General features: G+C 69.9%; 20 protein-coding genes. 3 read left to right on the plus strand and 17 right to left on the minus strand.

Going from position 1 to position 21,417, the window contains the following annotated elements:
* Positions 1-91: 91 nt before the first annotated feature.
* The 8 genes from AB0M52_RS11800 to AB0M52_RS11835 all read right to left on the minus strand — a co-directional run bounded on the left by AB0M52_RS11800 (position 92) and on the right by AB0M52_RS11835 (position 9,229).
* Positions 92-583 (minus strand): hypothetical protein, encoded by a 492-nt coding sequence (locus tag AB0M52_RS11800; protein WP_363952219.1) that lies wholly within the window; start codon positions 581-583, stop codon positions 92-94.
* Between the two features lie 65 nt (positions 584-648).
* Positions 649-1,449, minus strand: a complete 801-nt coding sequence (locus AB0M52_RS11805; protein ID WP_363952221.1) for an AfsR/SARP family transcriptional regulator — start codon at positions 1,447-1,449, stop codon at positions 649-651.
* A 599-nt stretch (positions 1,450-2,048) separates the two neighbouring features.
* A complete protein-coding gene (locus AB0M52_RS11810) occupies positions 2,049-3,329 on the minus strand; it encodes an ABC transporter permease (RefSeq protein WP_363952224.1) in 1,281 nt (426 codons plus the stop codon).
* A gap of 3 nt (positions 3,330-3,332) precedes the next feature.
* Positions 3,333-4,658 carry an ABC transporter permease gene (locus tag AB0M52_RS11815; protein WP_363952227.1) on the minus strand — a complete coding sequence of 442 codons (1,326 nt, stop codon included), beginning with the start codon at positions 4,656-4,658 and terminating at the stop codon, positions 3,333-3,335.
* A complete protein-coding gene (locus AB0M52_RS11820) occupies positions 4,655-6,385 on the minus strand; it encodes an ABC transporter ATP-binding protein (RefSeq protein WP_363952274.1) in 1,731 nt (576 codons plus the stop codon). The genes AB0M52_RS11815 and AB0M52_RS11820 overlap by 4 nt, the downstream gene beginning before the upstream one ends.
* Before the next feature lie 162 nt (positions 6,386-6,547).
* Entirely contained in the window at positions 6,548-7,609 is a 1,062-nt protein-coding gene (locus AB0M52_RS11825) for a BMP family ABC transporter substrate-binding protein (RefSeq protein WP_363952230.1), read from the minus strand.
* 276 nt (positions 7,610-7,885) lie between these two features.
* The gene (locus tag AB0M52_RS11830; RefSeq protein WP_363952233.1) at positions 7,886-8,227 is read right to left on the minus strand and encodes a hypothetical protein; all 342 of its coding nucleotides are present in this window, start codon (positions 8,225-8,227) and stop codon (positions 7,886-7,888) included.
* A gap of 18 nt (positions 8,228-8,245) precedes the next feature.
* On the minus strand, positions 8,246-9,229 hold the full coding sequence (locus AB0M52_RS11835; RefSeq protein ID WP_363952236.1) for a hypothetical protein: 984 nt from the start codon (positions 9,227-9,229) through the stop codon (positions 8,246-8,248).
* A gap of 99 nt (positions 9,230-9,328) precedes the next feature.
* Between AB0M52_RS11835 and AB0M52_RS11840 the strand changes: the two genes are divergently transcribed.
* Positions 9,329-9,925 carry a TetR/AcrR family transcriptional regulator gene (locus AB0M52_RS11840; RefSeq protein ID WP_363952239.1) on the plus strand — a complete coding sequence of 199 codons (597 nt, stop codon included), beginning with the start codon at positions 9,329-9,331 and terminating at the stop codon, positions 9,923-9,925.
* A 124-nt stretch (positions 9,926-10,049) separates the two neighbouring features.
* Here the strand turns inward: AB0M52_RS11840 and AB0M52_RS11845 are convergent, their stop codons facing one another.
* The 3 genes from AB0M52_RS11845 to AB0M52_RS11855 all read right to left on the minus strand — a co-directional run bounded on the left by AB0M52_RS11845 (position 10,050) and on the right by AB0M52_RS11855 (position 13,330).
* Positions 10,050-10,904 carry a sugar ABC transporter permease gene (locus tag AB0M52_RS11845; RefSeq protein ID WP_363952241.1) on the minus strand — a complete coding sequence of 285 codons (855 nt, stop codon included), beginning with the start codon at positions 10,902-10,904 and terminating at the stop codon, positions 10,050-10,052.
* Complete coding sequence (locus AB0M52_RS11850) at positions 10,904-11,920, minus strand: sugar ABC transporter permease (protein WP_363952244.1); 1,017 nt, start codon at positions 11,918-11,920, stop codon at positions 10,904-10,906. The genes AB0M52_RS11845 and AB0M52_RS11850 overlap by 1 nt, the downstream gene beginning before the upstream one ends.
* 108 nt (positions 11,921-12,028) lie before the next feature.
* Positions 12,029-13,330, minus strand: coding sequence for an extracellular solute-binding protein (locus AB0M52_RS11855; RefSeq protein ID WP_363952247.1), 1,302 nt, complete (start codon positions 13,328-13,330; stop codon positions 12,029-12,031).
* A 329-nt stretch (positions 13,331-13,659) separates the two neighbouring features.
* Here AB0M52_RS11855 and AB0M52_RS11860 point away from each other — a divergent pair, with 329 nt between their 5' ends.
* Together AB0M52_RS11860 and AB0M52_RS11865 are read left to right on the plus strand one after the other, a co-directional pair.
* Positions 13,660-14,742, plus strand: coding sequence for a LacI family DNA-binding transcriptional regulator (locus tag AB0M52_RS11860; protein WP_363952251.1), 1,083 nt, complete (start codon positions 13,660-13,662; stop codon positions 14,740-14,742).
* A gap of 154 nt (positions 14,743-14,896) precedes the next feature.
* Complete coding sequence (locus tag AB0M52_RS11865) at positions 14,897-16,528, plus strand: glycoside hydrolase family 13 protein (protein ID WP_363952254.1); 1,632 nt, start codon at positions 14,897-14,899, stop codon at positions 16,526-16,528.
* Between the two features lie 140 nt (positions 16,529-16,668).
* On the opposite strand, the gene AB0M52_RS11870 is transcribed toward AB0M52_RS11865, so the two are convergent.
* From AB0M52_RS11870 to AB0M52_RS11895, 6 genes are all read right to left on the minus strand, one after another.
* Complete coding sequence (locus AB0M52_RS11870) at positions 16,669-17,106, minus strand: hypothetical protein (protein ID WP_363952257.1); 438 nt, start codon at positions 17,104-17,106, stop codon at positions 16,669-16,671.
* A gap of 65 nt (positions 17,107-17,171) precedes the next feature.
* Positions 17,172-17,540, minus strand: coding sequence for a GntR family transcriptional regulator (locus AB0M52_RS11875; protein ID WP_363952260.1), 369 nt, complete (start codon positions 17,538-17,540; stop codon positions 17,172-17,174).
* 25 nt (positions 17,541-17,565) lie between these two features.
* Complete coding sequence (locus tag AB0M52_RS11880) at positions 17,566-18,501, minus strand: YhjD/YihY/BrkB family envelope integrity protein (RefSeq protein ID WP_363952263.1); 936 nt, start codon at positions 18,499-18,501, stop codon at positions 17,566-17,568.
* Positions 18,502-18,561: 60 nt separating this feature from the next.
* Positions 18,562-19,107 carry a 2'-5' RNA ligase family protein gene (locus tag AB0M52_RS11885; protein WP_363952266.1) on the minus strand — a complete coding sequence of 182 codons (546 nt, stop codon included), beginning with the start codon at positions 19,105-19,107 and terminating at the stop codon, positions 18,562-18,564.
* 59 nt (positions 19,108-19,166) lie between these two features.
* Positions 19,167-20,192, minus strand: a complete 1,026-nt coding sequence (trpS, locus tag AB0M52_RS11890) for a tryptophan--tRNA ligase (protein WP_363952268.1) — start codon at positions 20,190-20,192, stop codon at positions 19,167-19,169.
* A 33-nt stretch (positions 20,193-20,225) separates the two neighbouring features.
* Positions 20,226-21,224 (minus strand): hemolysin family protein, encoded by a 999-nt coding sequence (locus AB0M52_RS11895; RefSeq protein WP_363952271.1) that lies wholly within the window; start codon positions 21,222-21,224, stop codon positions 20,226-20,228.
* Positions 21,225-21,417: the final 193 nt, after the last annotated feature.

Below are 21,417 nucleotides of genomic sequence, written 5' to 3' on the forward strand. Positions count from 1 at the left end.
GATTACCATATCAGACGGGGCGTCTTTAACGACAGTGGGGGCTGACCTGGAAACCCCCGGTCAGCCACCACTGGTGATGCGGAATCTCAGGTCAGTACACCCAGCTGGTGCACGTGTTCCAACTCGATGGGTACTTCCAGGCACCCGGACTTCCCGTTGCGTAGCCGTAACAGATCCGGTGCTTGTCAGCGTCGCCCGAGGAGTTCGTGATCTTGCCAGTGTTCCAGGTACCCGTCACCCCCTGGCCCGACATCACGGTCCTGCGGCTGGCCGTATCCTCGGCGTAGCCGTACGGGGACTTGATCTGCCGCTCGATCCTGACCACCATCGGCGTATCGAAGGGCGACGACACATAGTCGATGACGATCTGCCCCCACCGCTGGGTGTTGCAGGTGCTGCTCTGGGCCAGCTTCCAAGCCTTGGTGATCGAACCATTGAGCGTCACGTACTGGGCCTGGACTACCGTGCTACAGGCGGCGGACGCCGGCGTCGCCGGGACCACCAGGCCGGCGGTGAGGCCGACGAAAGCGCCCAGCGCGAGCATTCCGCTGGTGACTTTCCGCTTGATCGAACGCTTCGACATCGCTCCCCCGTGTGTGGTTTGAGGTGATGCCGGGAACGCTAGGGTGTCGGGCCATCACCGGCCCATCAACTGCCCACCAAGGTGCCCTCGCCCGCCACGACGATGTCGGAGTAGCAATCGGGCGAACCGCGGCGACCCGACCACGGAAGCACCGCGCCCGCTCCACCTGGTCGGAAGTTCGTCGACCGCCGCTCGATGCGGGACGTGTGTGCCGGCGGAGAACTGCCGATGCTCCGACAATCGCCCGATGACGAAAGCAGCTCTGCGACGATCGCCAACTGGTCAAGCGCGGAGCGCACCAACTGCAGCACGTCCGCGCCGACCGTCAGGCCGCCTTCATGTGGGACAACGGCCTGATGGGAGTCGAGCAGTCCGCGATGCACCTTCTCCACGAACGCGCCGGTCTCGATGCCGAGCTCCATCCGAAGCCGCGACCGTAGGCTCTGCAAGACCTGCAGCCCCTCTGCGGTCCGGCCCATGTGGTGCATCGCGAGCGCGAGATAGCCGTGCAGACTCTCATGGTACGGATACCGGGTGACCCACCCGGAGAACTCCACCACCACGCCTGCGTTGTTGCCGCGGGCGAGCTCGATCTGACCGTATTTCTCAATCAGCCCGACCCGCATTTCCTCAAGGCTTGTCGCCGCGGGTGCTAGAGCGTCCGATCGGACGTCCTCCAGGGCCTCCCCCGACCAGAGATCGAGTGCCCGCCGCGCCGTTCGCGATGCCCCTTCCAAATCCCCTCTCCCGGCGCGTGATTGGACGTCCGCGCACAATTGCCTGAACTGCATCGCGTCGATTTGTTCAATGGACAGCGTCAGGCAGTAGCTTGAGGAGATTCGGTCCACATCCGCCTTGACCGCCATACTGGACAGAAGTTTGCGAAGCGTTCCGACGCAATTCTGCACCTGCTGAACGGCGGTTTGTGGTGGGCCTTCTCCCCAAATAACCTCCACGAGTCGTGGAGTAGAAACAGGGCGGTTAGGATCGACCAACATAGCCGCCAGTATTTTTCGTTGACGATGTGCGGAAACCGAGCAGAATCTGCCATCCGAACGCACAGCCACTGGCCCTAAAATTTTGAAATCCATGCACTCCCCCGTGAGTGATGCCTCGCTCCATCCTGCGCGCGCGCCGACGGCCCGTCAAGACCGCAACCTGTAACCAACAGGACTGAGGAGACCGGCGGTCACAACCAGTAGCCGGGAGGGTTATCGCCGGAGGGCATTCGCAGCGACGAATGCAGGTATGGGCGTTTCGCGCCGTAGCGTTCACGCCGAAGTCCGGCGACCCGAGGGCAGGACGACGGCTACGGATTGTTGCGTTCAGCAAGACGGCGCGGAGTCACGTGAGGGTTACCCGTACGGACGGGTCCCGCGCCGGGCCGGACGTGGTGACGTCACCGGCCCGACACGGGATCCGCGAAGGGCATCGAGCGCAGGTGTGCTGACCCGATGCCCGATGGTCAGCCCTTGATGTACGGCTTGCCGTCGGCGGCCGGCGCCCGCACCCGACCGACCAGCCCGGCCACGGCCAGGATCGTCGCCAGGTACGGCAGCATGGCCAGGAACTGGCCGGGGATGATGCTGTTGATCGCGCCCAGGTAGGTGGCCAGTTGGTCGGCGAAGCCGAAGAAGAGCGCGGCGAGCAGTGCTCCGGTCGGGCTCCACCGGCCGAAGATCAGTGCGGCCAGGGCGATGAAGCCCTTACCGCCGATCATGTTCTTGGTGAACGAGAAGAGCGCCAGCGTGTACGACGCGCCACCGATGCCGGCGACCGCGCCGGCCAGCAGCACGTTGCGGTAGCGCAGCCCGAGCACCTTCACGCCGAGGGTGTCCGCCGCCGTCGGGTGCTCGCCGACCGAGCGGGTCCGCAGACCCCACCGGGTACGGAACAACGCGATGTGGATCACGAGCACCAGCAGCAGGGCGAGGTAGAGGAAGATGTTGCCCTGGAACAGCGCCGGGCCCAGCACCGGGATGTCCGACAGCAGCGGGATCTCCCAGTTGCTGAAGCGCGGGGCGCTGTTGTAGCGCGCGGCGTCGGTCTGCATCAGTCGCTCGTAGAGGAAGCCGGTGATGCCGACCGCCAGCAGGTTGAGGACGATGCCCATGACCACCTGGTCGACCAGGTAGCGGATGGAGAACACGGCCAGCAGCAGCGAGATGAACGACCCGCCGATCGCGGCGGCGACCAGACCCACCCAGACGCTGCCGGAGATGCTGCCGAACAGCGCACCACTGAACGCGCCCATCAGCAGCTGGCCCTCGATGGCCACGTTGACCACGCCGGAGCGTTCACAGAGCACGCCGGCCAGCGAGCCGAAGATCAGCGGCAGGGCGAGCAGGAAGGTGCCCCGCACGATGTTGACCAGCGGCATGAAGTTCTGCCCGGTCGGGGCGGCGGAGACCTGCCAGCACAGGAACGACAGCACGAAGGCGACCAGACCGGCGGCGAGCACCGGGATGAACCAGCGCTTCGGCAGGCCGGCCAGCATCGCGGCACCGGCGGCGAGAGTGATCAGGCCGAAGAGGATCGCCCCGACCGTGCCGTTGATCTCCAGCGCGGCGCCGGCGGCGTCCTCGCTGAGCGTGAAGCGGGCCTGCTCGCCGGTGGCGAGCGCGCCGAACAGCACCGTGGCCAGCAGGCCGAGCGCCAGCAGCACCAGCCCCACCTTGCGGGTCCGGGTCCAGAAGCCCTCGTCGACCGGTGCGACCTCGACGTCGGGAACAGCCATGGTGGACATGCCTCACCAGCCCTTCGCGAGGCTCGTCTGCAGCCGAGCGGCCCGCGCGGCCCGGAGCTGGAAGATCGCCTTCACCAGGGCCGGCGCGGCGATGAAGATGACGATCAGCGCCTGGAGCACGGTGACCAGCTCCAGCGAGATCCCCGAGTACGACTGCATCCGGTTGCCGCCGGCCTGCAACGCGCCGAACAGCAGCGCGGCCAGCGCCACGCCCCACGGTTTCACCCGGCCGAGCAGGGCGACCAGGATGCCGTCGAAGCCGATCTGGGCGACCACCAGCGGGGTCAGTGCGGCGGCGGTGGTGCCCAGCACCATCTGCGAACCGCCGAGCCCGGCCAGCACCCCGGCGAAGACCATGATCAGGACGTACGTCCGGGTGACGCTGATGCCGGCGGTCCGGGCGGCGTCCGGGTTGGCACCCACCGCACGCAGCTCGAAGCCGAGCGTGGAACGGTTGAGCAGCCAGGCGACCGCCCAGGTGGCCAGCACGGCCAGCAGGATGCCGCCGTGCGCCCGCAGGTTGTCGCCGAACAGGCGGGGCAGCTGCGCGGAGGCGTCCACCGGCCGGCTGATCGCGTCGGTGCGGTTCGGGTCCTGCACCCCGTTCTGGACGATCAGCCAGGTCAGGAAGTAGACCGCGATGTAGTTGAGCATGATCGTGTTGATCACCTCGTGCGCGCCGGTGCGCGCCTTGAGGATGCCCGGGATGAAGCCCCAGATGGCCCCGCCGACCGCGCCGGCCAGCACTGCGACCAGCAGGTGCAGCCCCGGCGGCAGCGGCAGCAGGAAACCGGCGAGCGCGGCCAGGATGACGCCCATGGTGGCCTGGCCCTGAGCGCCGATGTTGAACAGGCCGCCGCGGAAGGCCAGCGCCACCGACAGGCCGGTGAAGACCAGCGGCGCGGTGTAGGTGAGCGTCTCCGAGATCGGGCTCAGCGCCGTGTTGAGGTTGGCCGCAGCCGGGTCGAAGACGGCGCCCTTGAACAGGTTGGCGTACGCCTCGCTGACCAGCGTCCAGCTGGCGTTGATCGCGTCCGCCGGTCGGGCGGTGAAGTAGGCGTAGGTGCCCAGCACGTCCGGATCGGAGATGATCATCAGGATGGCGCCGACCACCATCGCCAGCACCAACGACAGCAGGGTCACCGTGAACGTGTTGGCGGCCCACAGGTTCTCCAGGAAGAGCCGCCCCAGGGTGGGACGCTCCTGCGGGGCGGTGGGCGTGGTGGCCGCCTCCGCGCGCTCGGTGTTGCCGAGCGCGTTCTGGGCAGCCTGCTCCTCGCTCGCCGGCTCCTTGTCCGGGGAGCCCGGCTGGGGATTCGGGTTGGTCATGCTTCCTTGTCCTCGCTACCTGGACCCTCGGGGGCCGGCGCCACGCCGTCGGTGGTGGCCGGGACGTCGCGATCGGTGGTCGCCGCGGTGCCGCCGCCGGACACGGCGTCGGCGTCGGCGGTGGCCGCCGTGTCCCGGTCGGTGGTCGCCGCGTCCCCGCCCTCGACGGCCGAGTTGCCGGCCGTCGCGTCCGGGGTGATGCCGGCCATCAACAGGCCGATCTCCTCGCGCGGAGTGTCCGGGCCGACGACGCCGATGATCCGCCCGCGGTACATCACCGCGATCCGGTCGGCCAGCCCGATCACCTCGTCGAGTTCGCTGGAGACCACCAGCACAGCGGTGCCGATGTCACGCTCGCGGATGACCCGGCTGTGGATGAACTCGATCGAGCCGACGTCCACGCCCCGGGTGGGCTGGGCGGCGATGAACAGCTTCAGTGGCCGGGACAGCTCCCGGGCCACGATCACCTTCTGCTGGTTACCGCCGGAGAGGGTGCCGACCGGCGCCTGTGCCGACGAGGTGCGTACGTCGAACTGCTCGATCCGCTCCTGCGCCGACTTGGCGATCGCGTCCGGTTTCAGCGACAGGCCCCGACCGAACGGCGGCTGATCGTAGATGTCCAGCACCAGGTTCTCCGCGACGCTGAACTCCTTGACCACGCCGTCGACGCTGCGGTCCTCCGGCACGTAGCCGACGCCCGCCCGGAGCACCTTCTTGGTCGACCAGCCGTCGACCCGCTGGCCGTCGAGGGTTACCGTGCCGGCCAGCAGCGGCCGCAACCCCATGATCGCCTCGATCAGTTCGGTCTGGCCGTTGCCCTGCACGCCCGCGACGCCGAGCACCTCGCCCGCGCGTACCGTCAGGTCGACGCCGTCCACCGCGCGGACCTGCCGGTCGTCGTCGACGACCAGGCCGGCGACCTCCAGGACCGGCTCGCCCGGGGTGGCCGGGGGCTTCTCCACGGTGAGCCGGACGGTCCGGCCGACCATCAGCGCGGCCAGTTCGTCGCGGCTGGCGTCCGGCGACGCCGTACCCACGGTCTTGCCGCGCCGGATCACGGTGATCCGGTCGGCGATCGCCTTGACCTCGCCGAGCTTGTGGGTGATGAAGACGATCGACTTGCCGGCGGCCTTGAGCGACCGCATCACGGCGAGCAGTTCCTCGGTCTCCTGCGGGGTGAGCACCGCCGTGGGCTCGTCCAGGATGAGCAGGTCGACGTCGCGGGTGAGCGCCTTGACGATCTCGACCCGCTGCTGGACGCCGACCGGCAGGTCCTCGATCACCGCGTCCGGGTCGACCCGCAGGTTGTACCGCTCGGAGACCTCGGCGACCTCGCGCCGGGCCCGGCGCCGGTCCAGGAATCCGGCGATGCCGCCCCGGACCTGCTCAGCGCCGAGCATGATGTTCTCGGTGACGGTGAAGACCGGGACGAGCATGAAGTGCTGGTGCACCATGCCGATGCCGGCCGCGATCGCGTCGGACGGGCCGCGCAACTTCAGCGGCTTCCCGTCGACCAGGATCTCGCCCTCGTCGGGCTGGTAGAGCCCGTACAGCACGTTCATCAGGGTCGACTTGCCCGCGCCGTTCTCGCCGAGCAGGGCGTGGATCTCTCCAGGCTCCACCGTCAGGTCGATGTGGTCGTTGGCGACCAGATCACCGAACCGTTTGGTGATGCCGCGCAGTTCGAGTCTCAGCGCAACCTCCTGGAGTGCGAAGCGATGGTGCAGCGTAGCTGCTGGGGGTAGATCGCGGCGTCGGCCGGACCGGTGGAGCGGACCGGCCGCTCCGGCGCGACGGGTCTCCCCCGCGCCAGAGCGGCCGGATCATGGTGTGGCATGGTTCGCCGGCCGCCCCTGGTGATCGTCTCACCGGGGGCGACCGGCGAAGGGTCACTTCGGCTGGGCCGCCGACTCGACCTTGATGGTGCCCGCGGCGATGTCCGCCTTGAGCTTGTCGACCTCGGCCTTCAGCTCGGCGGGAACCTTGCTGTCGAAGTCGTGGTACGGGGCGATCGAGACGCCGTCGTTGGCCAGGGTGCCGACGAAGCCCGGGTCGGCCGCCAGCTTCTCGCCACCGGCGGCCTTGAGCACGGCCTCCTTGACCGCACCCGGGATGTTCTTCACCACCGTGGTGATGATCGCCGGGCAGTCCGGGGTGCTCTCGCAGCCGTCGACGTCCACCCAGATGGTGTTGTACTTGCCGCCGGAGGTCTTGGCCGCACCGGTGGTGCCGAGGCCGGCGCCGCCGGCGACCGGCATGATGATGTCCGCGCCCTGGGCGACCAGCGCGTCGCTGACCTTCTTGCCCTCGTCCTGCTTCTCGAACGAGTTGGTGAAGGAGCCGTTCTGGGTCGCCTTGTTCCACCCGAGGGCCTGGACGTTCTTGCCCTTGGCCTGGTTGTACTGCGCGACGCCGTCGACGAAGCCGTCCATGAAGATGGTCACCGGCGGGATCTTCATGCCGCCGTAGGTGCCCACCTTGCCGCTCTGGCTCATGCCGGCGGCGACGTAGCCGGCCAGGAAGCCGGCCTGGGCGGTGTCGAACTGCATCGGGTAGACGTTGGCCACGCCCGGCTTGGCGTCGACGATGCCGAACTGCTGGTCCGGGTTCGCCTCGGCGATCTTCTTGGTGGCGTCACCCATCAGGCCACCGACGGCCAGGATGAAGTCGCACTTCTGGTTGACGTACTGGGTGAGGTTCGGCTCGTAGTCCGCCTGGGCCTTCGAGGCGACGTACTTGATGTCGATGTTGTCGTTCTCGGCCTTGGCGTCCTGCAGGCCCTTCCAGGCCGAGGTGTTGAACGACTTGTCGTCGATGCCGCCGACGTCGGTGACCATACAGGCGGTGTACTTCTCGCCGCCGGAGCCGGCGTTGTTGCTCTCCGGGGCCTCGCCACACGCGGCGGCGCTCAGTACGAGCCCACCCGCCGCGACGACCGAGGCGATACGCATCCCACGCACCGAGCGCAAGACGTCTCCCTTCCCATTGCACACCGCGTCAGTCGCGGTGGCAGCCCTTGAACCGGCCTGCGCCTTGCCGCCGGCGTCCCACGTTACGGACGCAGAGCGTACGCCCGCGCCCACCTGCCGAACGACAATCGTGCAGGACTGTTGGAGGCCTGTTACCCCTACGTAATGCTGGGGTGGGGCAGATCACTCACAGTGTTGGCAGGTGGGCGGACGAGTGTCGGGAAAGTCCTTTTCCCGGTCCGGCGGCCGGCCCGGCGGTCACCGCCAGAAGACCGCCACGGCCGCGTTGAGCAGGGTCAATCCCACGATCGCGAGGAAGTGACCCCGGTTGACCTCGGCCCGCTTCCGGGAGAAGAAGACCATTACGAAGATGAGCAGGGCGAGGACGAGCTTCGTAACAAGCTTCGCCGGCGCCGGTTCGTCGCCGTCGCGCAGCGGCGCGCTCAGGCCGATGCCGGTCACCAGTTGGATCACCGAGCCCCAGAGCATCGCGGGGTTGATCCGGATCTTGCCAGTGAGGTATTGGGCGATCGCGCCGCCGAGCAGCAGCGCGAACCCGATCAGGTGGGCGTAGAGGAGGATGAGTCGAAGTGCTTCCACGCGCCCCATCCTGCCCTATCAACGACGGTTTGTAGTAGTGGCACCTGGCCGATCGGCGCGCTGAGCCCGGGACCCGACCAGCACCAGGGCCAGGCCGACCACGGCGTACCCGGCCAGCACGGCGAGGGGCCGACCGGCGCCAGCGCCGTCGAAGAACGCGACCGAGCGCAACAGGGTGCCCCCGGCGCCGACGGGTAGCCACTGGCCGAGCGCGCCCCACGGCTGCGGCAGCAGCTCCGGCGCGGCACCGACCGCGGAGAGCGGATTGCCGACCAGGAACACCAGCAGCGCACCCAGCCCGATGCCCGGCCGGCCGAGCAGTGCGCCGAGGCCGGTGACGGTGGCCGAGGCGGCCAGCGCGAACAGCCCGATCGCGGCGGCCTCGGCGGCCCAGCTCCCATTGACGACCCCCAGCCAGCCGTGCAGCACCGCGACGCCGACCAGGCCGGCGAGCACGCCGGTGGCAACCAGCCCGACCAGCCGGGCCACCCGACCGGCGACCAGCAGGACCAGCAGGGCGCCGGCGAGCAGGCTGGTCATCGCCAGCGGGAGGAAGCCGGCGGCGAACCCGGCCCCCCGGGGGTCGTCGGGGGGCGCCGGCACCACCTCGACCACGGTGACCGACCGCCCGGCGGAGAGCTGGCCGGCTGCCTCGGTGAGCAGGGCGGCGACCGTGGGACTGGCCGCCGGGGCGGTGTGCAGGGCAATGCCGTCCGGGCCGAGCACGAAGGCGCCGTACACCTCCCGGTCGCGCAGCGCGCGGTCGGCCGCCGCCACGTCGGGCAGCGTGGTCACCGCGAAGGCCCCGGGCCGGGCGGCGGCGAGCCGGCCGGCCAGCTCGCCGGCGGCGGGCGGGGGGCCGGCGACGGCGACCGGCAGGTCGCGCGGGGCCAGGTTCACCGCCGGTGCCGCGAACAGGGGTACGAGCAGGGCCTGACCGACCACCGCCAGGGCGGCGACCAGGACAGCGAGCAGCAGGGGTGACCGGGTCCGGGTGGGCATCGCTTCTCCTAAAAACGAATGCTCGTTCTTTTTCTCTCTCAGGCTCCTCCCCGTTGAGGATCCATGTCAAGAACGAACGCTCGTTCTACGATGTAGCCCGTGCCACGCGTCTCGGACGAACACCTCGCCGCCCGTCGCCGTCAGATCGTCGAGGCGGCCCGCCGGTGCTTCCTGCGCGAGGGCTTCCACCGCACGACCATGCAGGACGTGATCGCCGAGGCCGGCCTCTCCGTCGGCGCGGTATACCGCTACTTCCCGAGCAAGGCGTCACTGATCAACGCGATCGCCGAGGAGGCGATCGGCGGCGCCGAGCTGGTCCTCGCCGACCTGGCCCGGCAGGATCCGCCACTGCCCCTGGCCGAAGCGCTGGAGCGCACGCTGGCGTACGTGGAGACCCAGACCGGCGACGACGGCCTGCTGCGGCTCGCGATCCAGGTGTGGGGGGAGGCCCAGCGGGACCCGGCACTGGCCGAGTTCGCGGCCACCACGTACAGCGGGATCCGCCGCCAGTTCGAGGTGCTGGTCCGACGGGCCCAGCAGGACGGCGAGATATCCGCCGACGCCGACCCGCAGGCCGTGGCCGCGGCCCTGTTCGGCCTGGTGCCGGGCTGGTTCCTCCAGCGCATCCTGACCGGCGGCCCGGATCGCGCCAGCTACCTCGCCGGCGTCCGCGCCCTGCTGGGCCGCTCGGGCTGAGTGCCCGCCGCCGTTGGGCCGCCCGCGCGGTAGCGCCCGGCTGGCGCAGCTCAGCCGGCGCATCGACCACGACCGGGAGGGTGGGTGTCCGCGCGCACCCACCCTCGTCCTCCTGCCGGTCGGGTCAGCCCTTGGTGCCCCCGGCAGTCAGGCCGGAGACCAGGTGCTTCTGGGCGAAGAAGAAGACCAGGCCGGCCGGAACGGTGACCAGGACGGCAGCGGCCGTCAGGTACTCCCACTGCGGGTTGAACTGCGGCACGAACTGCTGGAGCCCGTACGCCAGGGTGAACCTGTTGTCGGTCTGGATGAAGGCCGACGCGTACGCCACCTCACCCCAGGCGGTGAGGAAGGTGTAGAAGGCGGTGACCGCCACGGCCGGCTTGGCCAGCGGCAGCACCACCTTCCAGAAGGTGGCGAACGGCCCGCATCCGTCCAACGCCGCCGCCTCGTCCAGCGAGGTCGGGATGGAGTCGAAGTAGCCCTTCAACATCCAGGCGCAGAACGGCACCGCGATGGTCAGGTACGCGATGATCAGCGCGGGCATCGTGTTGATCAGCCCAAGCCGAGCCATGATCGTGTAGATCGGCACGATCAGGATGGCCACCGGGAACATCTGGGTGACCAGGAAGACCATCATCAGCGGCCGGCGACCCGGGAAGTTGAACCGGGACACCGCGTAGCCGGTGGTGGCCGAGAAGAAGATGCCGATGGCCATGGTGAACGCGGCGACGATCACCGAGTTGAGAAACCATCTCGGGAAGTTCGTCTCGGTCAGCACATAGCTGTAGTTGGCCAGGGTGGTGTCCCGGAACAGGGTCAGCTCGCTGCTCTGGATCGCGTAACCGGGCTTCAGCGACGACAGCAGGACCCAGGCGATCGGCCCGATCGCGATCAGCGCGGCCAGGATCAGCGTGCCGTGCAGTAGGAAGGACATGGCCCGGCTGCGCCGGCTACGGCCAGGCCGCTTCACCCGACTCATCACCACACCTCGCCTTGCTTGCGCAGGGCCCGTCGGTAGAACACCGAGAACACCAGCAGGATCGACAGGATCAGTACGCCGTAGGTGGAGGCCAGCGAGTAGTTACGGATGCCCTCGAAGGCCGCCCGGAAGGCACCGGTCACCAGGATCTCGCTCTGGCCCGCCGGCTGCCCCTCGGTCACCAGGAAGATGATCGGGAACATGTTGAACGTCCAGATGGTGCCGAGCAGGATCACCGTCATGCTGACCGGGCGCAGGCCGGGCAGGGTGATGTTGCGGAACCGCTGCCACGCCGAGGCCCCGTCGATCTCGGCCGCCTCGTACAGCTCGGACGGGATGGTCTGCATGCCGCCGAGCAGCGCCACCATCATGAACGGCACGCCGAGCCAGACGTTGGTGACGATGGCGGTGAACAACGAGGTCCACCGGTCGGCGAACCAGGCGACCGGGTCGATGCCGAGGGCGGAGAGCACCGCGTTGGCCAGGCCGAAGCGCTCGTTGAAGATGAACTTCCAGGCGAACGCGCTGACGAAGGCCGGCACCGCCCAGGGCAGCACGAGCAGCACCCGGTACAGCCCCCGAAGCCGCATCGGCCGGTTGAGCATGGTGGCCAGGCCGAGACCGAGGCCGAAGTGGCAGGCCACGCAGACGAACGTCCAGATCAGCGTCACGCCGGTCCACTGCCAGAACTCGCCGACTTCGCCGGTGAGCACCCGCAGGTAGTTGTCGAGGCCGACGAACTCCCACTTGTTGGGGTTGTCCTTGCAGATCTCGCTGCCGGTGATCGACTTGGTGCAGATCTCGGCAACCTGGTTGGCCTCGTTGAGATTGGTGAAGGAGAGCCAGATCCCGCGGAACAGCGGGTAGAAGATCAGGACCGCCAGGACGATGACGACGGGCAGCACCATCGCCCAGGCGTACCAGTGTTTCTCCCAGCTGCGGCGCAGCCGGGACGGACGAGCGGATCGGCCGGGCGGCGTCGACGGCGGCGCCGGATCGGCTGTCACGGTGGTCATCAGCAGCGCTCCAGAGGGGAGGCCCGGCAGGGCCGCGCGACCGTGACGGTCACACGACCCTGCTGGGTGCCGAAAGGTCACCGGCCGGGGCCGGAGCCGACGGTCGGGTCAGAGCCCGTAGCCGGGCACGACCTCGGCCTTGTACTTCTTGGCGACGGTGTCCAGCGCGGCCTTCGGGTCCTTGTTCTGGATCAGGACCTCGGTGGCCATCTGGTCGAGCGGGCCGAAGAACTGACCGGCCTCGGGGATCCACGGGCGACCCACGGCGGCCTCGTTCACCGCTTGGAACGCGGCGACGACGGCGTTGTTCTTGACCGGGTCGAGCTGGTAGGCGGACTTGCGGGTCGGCAGCAGGCCGAGCTTCTCGGAGAGGAAGGCCTGCGACTCGGCCGAGCTCATGTACTTGACGAACGCCACGGCGGCGTCGACCTTCTCCTGCGGCATGCCGGACCAGATCGTGTAGTTGTGGCCGCCGACCGGGCCACCGGCCCTGGCCGAGCCGGCCGGCACCGGGGCGATGCCCAGGTTCTCCAGGCCACCGAAGGTCGGTGCCGACTTGACGTTGTTGACCTCCCACGGGCCGTTGATGATCATGGCGACCTTCTTCTCCTTGAAGAGGGTCATCATGGTGCCGTAGGAGTCGTTGGCGGACGGCTTGGCGGCCGCACCGCTGTCGATCAGGTCCTTGGCGATCTTGAGGCCGGCCGCGTTCTGCTCCGAGTTGATGACGATCTTCTTGGCCCCGGTGTCGACCAGGTCGCCGCCCTCGCCGTACATGAAGGGCAGCAGGAAGTAGCCGGCCGGGTTGAGGTACACGCCCTCGACACCGGTCTTCTCCTTGACGGCCTGCGACACGGTCTTCAGCTCGGCCCAGGTCTTCGGCGGCGCGCTCACGCCGGCCTTGGTCAGCAGCTCCTTGTTGTACATCAGCGCCAGGCTGTCGGTGACCTGCGGGACGCCGTAGGTCTTGCCGTCGTACTTGTTGGAGGCGAGTGGGGTCTCCAGGAAGTCGGACTCATCGCTCAGCAGCTCGGAGCCGTCCAGCGCGTAGAGGTAGCCCAACGAGGCGAACTCGGGCACCCAGGCCACCTCGGCCCGCAGGATGTCCGGCGCTCCGGTCTTGGCCTGCGCGGCGGTCTTGAACTTGTTCTGGGCCTCACCGAACGGGACCGACTGATAGTTGATCTTCACTTTCGGGTAGGTCTGGTTGAACTTGGCGATCAGCTCCTGGAAGGCCGGGCCCTCGTTCTGCGGGTCCGAGGTGTCCCACCAGGTCAGTTCGGCGGTGAGGGAGGCGGGGTCGGCCTTGGGCTGCTCCTCAGCCGCCTTGTCCTCGCCGCCGCAGGCGGCGACGGAGAGGGCGAGGGTGGCGGAGGCGAGTACGGCGATCCCCCTGGCTGTGCGGCGCATGTTCGCTCCTAGATTGCCTGCCGGGTGTCGGCGGGACATTAGCAAGAACTTTCGTAGCTCGAAACCCCTTGCGAACATCACTGCAACAACCGTGCCCCATCCGCAACTTCAGTGATTGGCACCTAGGGCCATCTAGGCATTTCGTCCGGGAATGGCGGGATCAAGAAGTCAACCAGACATCACTCTCCGCCGCCCTGACGCGCACCCATCGTCCGCGCAGAGGCCAGCGGGGGTCGGCCGCATGGCCGCGCTCCCGACTCCCGATGCTCGATTCTGCAAGTTCTTGCTGGCTACTGCGCAAGAACTTGGCGGTGAGCTACAGTGCCGCCATGCGCGCTCGCCTCTCCGACATCGCTCAGCAGGCCGACGTCAGCGAGGCCACGGTGTCGCGGGTGCTCAACGACCGCCCCGGTGTGGCACCCGAGACCCGGCAGGCCGTCCTGACCGCCCTCGACGTGCTCGGCTACGAGCGCCCCGCTCGACTCCGCAAGCGCAGCGCCGGGCTGGTCGGTCTGGTGGTGCCGGAGCTGGACAACCCGATCTTCCCCGCCTTCGCCCAGATCATCGAGTCGGCCCTGGCCCCCACCGGGTTCACCCCGGTGCTGTGCACCCAGACCCCCGGCGGCGTACGCGAGGACGAGTACGTCGAGATGCTGCTCGACCGGCAGGTCTCCGGCATCGTCTTCGTCTCCGGCCTGCACGCCGACACCGCCGCCGACCACGACCGGTACCGGACGCTGATCGCCCGGCCGCTGCCCATCGTCATGATCAACGGGTACGCGCCCGGCATCCCCGCCCCGTTCGTCTCGTGCGACGACCGGGAGGCGGCGGAGCTGGCCGTGGCCCACCTGGTCGCCCTGGGGCACCGGCGGATCGGCCTGATCACCGGGCCGGACCGGTTCGTGCCGGTGCAGCGCAAGGTCAGCGGGTACAAGGCGGCGATGCGGCGGCTGGCCGAGGTGGGCGACGACGAGCTGGCGGAGCTGACCGAGCTCTCCCTGTTCGGTGTGGAGGGTGGCGAGGCAGCGGCCGGGCGGTTGATCGAGCGCGGTGCCACCGGCATCGTCTGCGGCTCCGACCTGATGGCGCTCGGCGCGATCCGGGCCGCCCGTCAGCGCGGCCGGTCCGTTCCGGAAGATCTCTCGGTGGTCGGCTACGACGACTCCCCGCTGATGGCCTTCACCGACCCGCCGCTGACCACCATGCGCCAACCGGTGACCGCGATGGCCGTGGCCGCGGTCCGGGCCCTGGTCGACGAGATCAACGGGCACGGCGCCCCGCACTCGGAGTACCTCTTCCGGCCCGAGCTGGTGGTCCGCGGCTCGACCGCGGTGGCCCGGCAGGACCCGCCCGCCCAGGGCGATCCGAAGCGGCAGCGGCCGACGCCGCCCGCGCTCCCGGTTCCGGCGTGAGGCCGGCCGCGGACGGAGCGGCAAGCCGATCTCCTTGCGCAAGAAATGCTTGACTCTTGCAGCGCTGGCGCGGCATTCTTCTCAGACACCCGCGCGTCCCCACCGTTGCTGCGCCGGGTGCCGCCGTCCCGCGCCACAGAACGGGGTACACCCGATGACCGTCAGCACCCCTTCGCCGCTGACCTCCGACGCCGACTGGTGGCGATCCGCCGTCGTCTACCAGGTCTACGTCCGCAGTTTCGCCGACTCCAACGGCGACGGCATCGGTGACCTGCAGGGCATCCGCGAACGCCTGCCCTACCTGCGTGACCTCGGTGTGGACGCCCTCTGGCTGACGCCCTTCTACACCTCTCCGATGGTCGACGGCGGCTACGACGTCGCCGACTACCGCGATGTCGACCCGATGTTCGGCACCCTCGGCGACTTCGAGGCGATGATCACCGACGCCCACGCGCTCGGCGTACGGATCATCGTGGACATCGTGCCGAACCACACCTCCAGCCAGCACCCCTGGTTCCAGGCCGCGCTGGCCGCCGCCCCCGGCTCACCCGAGCGGGCGCGCTACCTCTTCGCCGAGGGCAAGGGCGAGCACGGCGAACAGCCCCCGAACGACTGGGAGAGCATCTTCGGCGGTCCGGCCTGGACCCGGGTACCCGACGGCCAGTGGTACCTGCACCTGTTCGACCCGGCCCAGCCGGACCTGAACTGGCGCCACCCCGAGGTGCGCGCCGAGTTCGAGGACGTGCTGCGCTTCTGGCTGGACCGCGGCGTCGACGGGTTCCGCATCGACGTGGCCCACGGCATGATCAAGGCCGAGGGACTGCCCGACGTCGGCTTCAACTCGATGACCAGCGGCCGGCGTCAGTCCGAACTGCTCGGCAAGGGCCGGCTGCCGTACTTCGACCAGGACGAGGTGCACGACATCTACCGTGCCTGGCGGCCCATCCTGGACAGCTACCCCGGCGGCCGGATGGCGGTGGCCGAGGCGTGGGCCGAGACGCCGCAGCGGCTGGCCCGCTACATCGGCCCGGACGAGCTGCACCAGGCGTTCAGCTTCGACTTCCTCGACGCCACCTGGTCGGCCGACTCGTTCCGCAAGGTGATCGACACCGCGCTGGCCGAGTCGACCATCGTCGGTGCCCCGACCACCTGGGTGCTCTCCAACCACGACCGGCAGCGGCACGTCACCCGGTACGGCGACGGTGAGGTCGGGCTACGCCGGGCCCGCGCCGCCGCGCTGCTGATGCTCGCGCTGCCCGGCTGCGCCTACCTCTACCAGGGTGAGGAGCTGGGTCTGCCCGAGGTGCTCGACCTGCCCGACGAGCTGCGCCAGGACCCGGCCTTCCTGCGTACCGGTGAAAGCCGGGACGGCTGCCGGGTACCTATCCCATGGAGCGGCGACCTCGCCCCGTACGGCTTCGGCCCGGCCGGCAGCGAACTGAGCTGGCTGCCGGCCCCGGCCACCTGGCGTGCCCTCTCGGTGGCCGCCCAGGCCGGCGTACCCGGCTCCACCCTGGAGCTGTACCGCGCGGCGCTGCGGATCCGGCACACCCACCCCGCGCTGGCCGGCACCGACGGCATCACCTGGCTGGAGACCGGCCCCGGCCTGCTCGCCTTCCGCCGCGACACCGGCGGCACCGTGCTGACCTGCGTGGTCAACATCGGCGACGCGCCGGTCCTGATCGACGGGTACGGTCAGCCGCTCGTCGCCAGCGAGGCGCTCACCGAGCAGAACGGTGGACACCTGCTCCCGGTCGACGCGGCTGTCTGGTTCGAACGGCGCTGAACGGGTAAACCCGTCATCGACCTGGTCGTCCGGCGTGCTGCGCGCCGCCGGGCGGCTGGGGCAGGCGACCCCTTGTGGTGGGGGGTGCGATGGTGCCGGTGCCCGGGGTGATCCCCCGGGCACCGGTGGCCGTCGGGGTGTCAGCCGGCGGTGAGCTGGGTCGCGATCCGGGCGAACCCGGCCCGCAGTTCGGCCTCGTCCGGCGCCGGCAGCGGGCCGGTCCGGCGCTCCCGTTCGGCCGCCTCCAACTCCTCCTCGTCGATGATGTCCTCGAAATCGCCGTACAGGTCGGCCTGGTCCACCCGGACCGCCTCGTCCTGGGCGGCGAGCTGCGCGGCGGCGATCTCACCGCGGATCTGCTCCACCGAGACCGCCGGCACCAGCGGCTCCACCACCGCCATCAGCTGCTCGTCGGCGACCAGCGCCTCGGCCAGCGCCAACGCGTGCGGTCGCTCGTACGGGCCGCAGACCACCGGTTCCCACTCGTCGGCGTCGCCGAGCGGGCCGAAGGTGATGATCCACGGCAGATCGAGCATCGGCGAGTCGCTCGGCAGGTCCAACGTCACGAGTGCCCCCACGCGCCCATCATCGTCGGTGCCCGGCGAGGTCGGGGCGGGTTCGGCGGATCGGGCCGACGCTCGGGTCAGCCGGGGCGAGCGGCGTCGAGGGCGGCCCGGACCAGGTCCAGTGCCGCCGCCGGCGGCACCCCGAGCTGGGCCGCGCGTTCGGCGTACCCGGCGGCCAACCGCTGCAACCGGTCCACCGCGTCGTCCCGCCCGGGTGCCACGAACGTGCCGTGCCGGCCCCGGGTCTCCAGCAGCCCGGCCGCCTCCAGCTCCCGGTACGCCCGGGCCACCGTGTTCACGGCCAGGTCCAGCTCGGCGGCGAGCCGCCGGACGGTGGGCAGCCGGGTGCCGACCGGCAGCCGGCCGTCACCCACCTGCTCGGCGAGTTGCCCGCGCACCTGCTCGTACGGCGGCACCGACGAATCCGGGTCAACCGAGATCAACATCTCGTCCCTCCGTTCCGACAGTCGCTCAACCGGCCCCGCCCGGGGTGCCGGGACCGGTGTCCACGTCCACGTCCACGTCCAGGTCAGCGGGCTGGCGCCGGCCCGCCAGGTCCACCACCCGCCCGCGCCGGCTGGTCGCGGCCAGCGCCGCGCCGAAGAGCAGCAACTGGTTGAGCAGGTAGAGGTAGACCAGCAGGCCCACAGCGGTCGCCACCACCGTGTACGCCGGATTGTGCTCGACCCGCACCACCCAGAACCGGCCGACGGTGTTGAGCAGGGTGATGCCGATCGCGACGAGCAGCACCACCGGCCGCAGCCGGGCCCGACTCATCCGCAGCCGGGGCACCGCGACCAGCAACAGCGTGGCGAGCACCGCGTTGACCAGCACGCTGAGCACGGCGCTGACCGTGGTCAGCGCGACCGAGCCGGTGCTGCGCAGCAGGAAGCGCAGCACCGACTCCAGGGTGTCCACCGCCGCCACCGAGATGCCGAGCAGCACGAAGACCACGAGCAGCACACCGAGGTCGACCAGCCGGCGTACGACCAGATTGCCCGGGTGCTGGTCGAGGCCGTGGATCAGCCGCTGCGAGGACCGGATGGCGTCCACCCAGCCGATCCCGGTCAGGGCCAGGATGACCAGGCCGACCACCCCGACCGTGCCGCTGCTCTCGGCGACCTGCGCCGGGTCGAGGAACGGCAGGTTCTCCCGGAGGAAGTCCGCCGCCGCCGCGCTGACCTCGTCGTTGTCCTCCAAGATCGCACCGAAGATCGCGTACGCGACCAGGGCGAGGGCGAAGACCGCGAAGAACCCGTAGTAGGCGATCGCGGCGGCCAGCCGGCCGCCCTGCAGGTCCGCGTAGAGCGCCCCGGCCCGCCACACGTGACCAAAGGCCGGGGAACGGCGACGCGCGGCGCCCAGCCGGCGGTCGATGCCCGCCTCGACCCGACCCAGAAGGTTCACGTCGTCATCCTCGCCGATCCCTCGTCCTCGCGCCCGTTACCGGACGGGACGTCGGGCGGGTCAGCCGCCCAGCCGGAATTCCCGGCGCGGCTGCCACCGCGTCTGCCCGCTGTGCGAGAAGAGCGTGAAGCACTCCACCTCGAACATCGCGGAGAAGTCGGCCAGGTCCTCGTATGCCTTGTCGAGTGCCTCCGGCGCGACGTCCTGGGCCACCGTCACGTGTGGATGGTAGGGAAAGCGCAGCTCCCGGTGCAGCTGGGGGGCGGCGTTGATCGCGGCGGCCAGCAGCTCGCACTCGCTGATCCCGGCGGCCACCGCGACGAAGACCACCTGGGTAACCGGCCGGAACGTGCCGGTGCCCCGCAGGTGCAGGGTGAACGGCAGGTGCGCGGCGGCGACCCCGGCGAGGTGCCGCTCCACCAGGGACAGCGCGGTCACCGGAATCTCGGTCGGCCCGAGCAGGGTGACGTGGGCCGGCACCGTGTTCGGGTCACCGGCCGCCAGCCGGCGTCGGGTCAACGCGCTGCCCCACGGCTCGGGGATGTCCACCGCGATGCCGATCTGGACGGTGTCGCCGGTCGCCGGCGCCCCGTTCCCGTGATCCACGCTCCGCGCCACCCCTTCGACCACCGACTCGTGCCCCACCGTCCGCACTCGCGAGACGGTTACTCGCCGCGCACCGGCGGGAAGAAGCCCACCCGCTCGTACGCGGCCCGCAGCGTCGGCGCCGCCACCGCGCGAGCCTTCTCCGCGCCGGCGGCGAGGAGCTTGTCCAGCTGCGCCGGGTCGTCGAGGTACGAGCGGGTGCGCTCCTGGATCGGCGCGACGAACTCCCGGACCACCTCGGCGAGATCCTTCTTCAGGTCGCCGTAGCCCTTGCCGTCGTACGCGGCGACCAGGTCGTCGATGCCGCGCCCGCTCAGTGCGGAGTAGATGGTGAGCAGGTTGGTGATGCCGGGCTTGGTCTCCGCGTCGAAGACGATCTCCCGGCCGGTGTCGGTGACCGCCGAACGGATCTTCTTGGCCGAACGCGCCGGATCGTCCAGCAGGTCGACGATGCCGGCCGGCGACGAGGACGACTTGGACATCTTGGCCGTCGGGTCCTGCAGGTCGGTGATCTTCGCGGTGTCCTTGACGATGTGCGGGGCGGGCACGGTGAAGGTCGGCCCGAACAGCGAATTGAACCGCTGGGCCAGGTCGCGGGAAAGCTCCAGGTGCTGGCGCTGGTCCTCGCCGACCGGGACCGCGTTGGCCTGGTAGAGCAGGATGTCGGCGGCCTGCAGGATCGGGTAGGTGAACAGCCCGACGCTGGCCCGCTCGTTGCCCTGCTTCTGCGACTTGTCCTTGAACTGGGTCATCCGGCTGGCCTCGCCGAACCCCGTGATGCAGCCCAGTACCCAGGCCAGCTGAGCGTGCTCGGGCACCTGCGACTGCACGAACAGGGTGCAGCGCTCCGGGTCCAGCCCGACCGCGAGCAGCTGTGCCGCCGCCACCCGGGACCGCTGGCGCAGCACCTTCGGGTCGTGCCCGGCGGTGATGGCGTGCAAATCGACCACGCAGTAGAAGGCGTCGTGCGACTCCTGCAACGCCACCCAGTGCCGTACCGCGCCGAGGTAGTTGCCGAGGTGGAACGAGTCGGCCGTCGGCTGGATGCCGGAGAAGACGCGTGGGCGGGCGGGTACGTCGGACATGCCGGCAATTCTGTCAGCAACACCCGGCGTACGTCATGACGGGCTGGCAGGTCGCGCCCGGTCGACGGCGGCGGCGGCTCCGCGCCGCTGATCGGGCAGGCGGGCGGCGGTGACCGCGAGTCGGGCCACCCGCCGCCCCTCCAGGGTCAGCACCCGCAGCAGCCAACCGCCACCCGGTGCCCCGAAGGGCTCGGCGAGCACCGGGATCTCGTCGCCCGGCGCGGGCAACCGCCCCAGCGCGGCCATCACGTACCCGCCGACCGTCTCGTACGGGCCGCCGGGCAGCGAGACACCGGTGCGCTCGGCGAAATCGGCGAGGTTGAGTCGGCCGTCCACCACGGCCGGAAGCCCGGCGAGCGCGGGCCCGGGCGCGTCGGCGTACTCGTCGTGGATCTCCCCGACCAGTTCCTCGATCAGGTCCTCGCAGGTGACGATCCCGGCGGTGCCGCCGTACTCGTCGACCACCACCGCCAGGTGATGCCCCTCCCGCCGCATCTCGGTCAGCGCGGCGAGCACCCGCTTGCTGGCCGGCAGGCGCTTCACCTCGCGGCTCAGCTGACCGACCGTGGTGTCCGGGTCGCGATCCGGGCCCAGCAGCACGTCGCGCAGGTGCACGACGCCGACCACGTCGTCGTGGGTGCCGTCGACGACCGGGTAGCGGGTGTGCGGACGCGCCCGGACCAGTGGTTCCGCCTCGGCGATGGTCAGCCCGGCGGAGAGGAAGACCACTTCGGTGCGGGGCATCATCACCTCGCGGACCAGGCTGGCCCCGGCCACCAGCACCTCGTCGATGATGCGACGACCGACCGGGTCCAGCACCGTGTTCGCGGCAACCAGGTCGCGCAGCTCCGCCTCGCTGATCCGCTCCCGGCCGGCGGCCGGGCCCGCGCCGAGCAGATCGGTGACAAGCCGCAGTGCGCCGTCGGCCGCCCGGACCACCACCCGGGCGACGGCTCGGGACACCGGGCCCGGCTGGCGGCGAGGCCCTTCCGCCCCTCGCCGCCTGGGTCCGCGCCGACGCGCTGCCCGCATGACAGTGATGGTAGTCAGCGACGCGCACCGCGACGGTGTTCGACTCTGTTCATAAATGAGTGTTCGTGCTGGAATGGTCGAGCCGTCAGTAAGGGCGGCCGGCAATAGGGCGGTGGAGGCGAGGCGGGTCCTGGCCGAGGGTGGCAAGGCGGAGGAGGAGGCCATGCCGGTGTTGCATGGCCGACGGCGACAA

This window comes from Micromonospora sp. NPDC051296 (assembly GCF_040682255.1).
Classification (GTDB): domain Bacteria; phylum Actinomycetota; class Actinomycetes; order Mycobacteriales; family Micromonosporaceae; genus Micromonospora; species Micromonospora craterilacus.

Coding starts and splice junctions, on each gene's coding strand:
- AB0M52_RS11850 (WP_363952244.1), bottom strand. CDS start 11,920: ATGACCACCGTGACAGCCGATCCGGCGCCGCCGTCGACGCCGCCCGGC.
- AB0M52_RS11860 (WP_363952251.1), top strand. CDS start 13,660: ATGCGCGCTCGCCTCTCCGACATCGCTCAGCAGGCCGACGTCAGCGAG.
- AB0M52_RS11825 (WP_363952230.1), bottom strand. CDS start 7,609: ATGCGTATCGCCTCGGTCGTCGCGGCGGGTGGGCTCGTACTGAGCGCC.
- AB0M52_RS11855 (WP_363952247.1), bottom strand. CDS start 13,330: ATGCGCCGCACAGCCAGGGGGATCGCCGTACTCGCCTCCGCCACCCTC.
- AB0M52_RS11845 (WP_363952241.1), bottom strand. CDS start 10,904: ATGAGTCGGGTGAAGCGGCCTGGCCGTAGCCGGCGCAGCCGGGCCATG.
- AB0M52_RS11895 (WP_363952271.1), bottom strand. CDS start 21,224: ATGCGGGCAGCGCGTCGGCGCGGACCCAGGCGGCGAGGGGCGGAAGGG.
- AB0M52_RS11800 (WP_363952219.1), bottom strand. CDS start 583: ATGTCGAAGCGTTCGATCAAGCGGAAAGTCACCAGCGGAATGCTCGCG.
- AB0M52_RS11810 (WP_363952224.1), bottom strand. CDS start 3,329: ATGTCCACCATGGCTGTTCCCGACGTCGAGGTCGCACCGGTCGACGAG.
- AB0M52_RS11835 (WP_363952236.1), bottom strand. CDS start 9,229: ATGCCCACCCGGACCCGGTCACCCCTGCTGCTCGCTGTCCTGGTCGCC.
- trpS (WP_363952268.1), bottom strand. CDS start 20,192: ATGTCCGACGTACCCGCCCGCCCACGCGTCTTCTCCGGCATCCAGCCG.
- AB0M52_RS11875 (WP_363952260.1), bottom strand. CDS start 17,540: ATGTTGATCTCGGTTGACCCGGATTCGTCGGTGCCGCCGTACGAGCAG.
- AB0M52_RS11865 (WP_363952254.1), top strand. CDS start 14,897: ATGACCGTCAGCACCCCTTCGCCGCTGACCTCCGACGCCGACTGGTGG.
- AB0M52_RS11805 (WP_363952221.1), bottom strand. CDS start 1,449: ATGGCGGTCAAGGCGGATGTGGACCGAATCTCCTCAAGCTACTGCCTG.
- AB0M52_RS11815 (WP_363952227.1), bottom strand. CDS start 4,658: ATGACCAACCCGAATCCCCAGCCGGGCTCCCCGGACAAGGAGCCGGCG.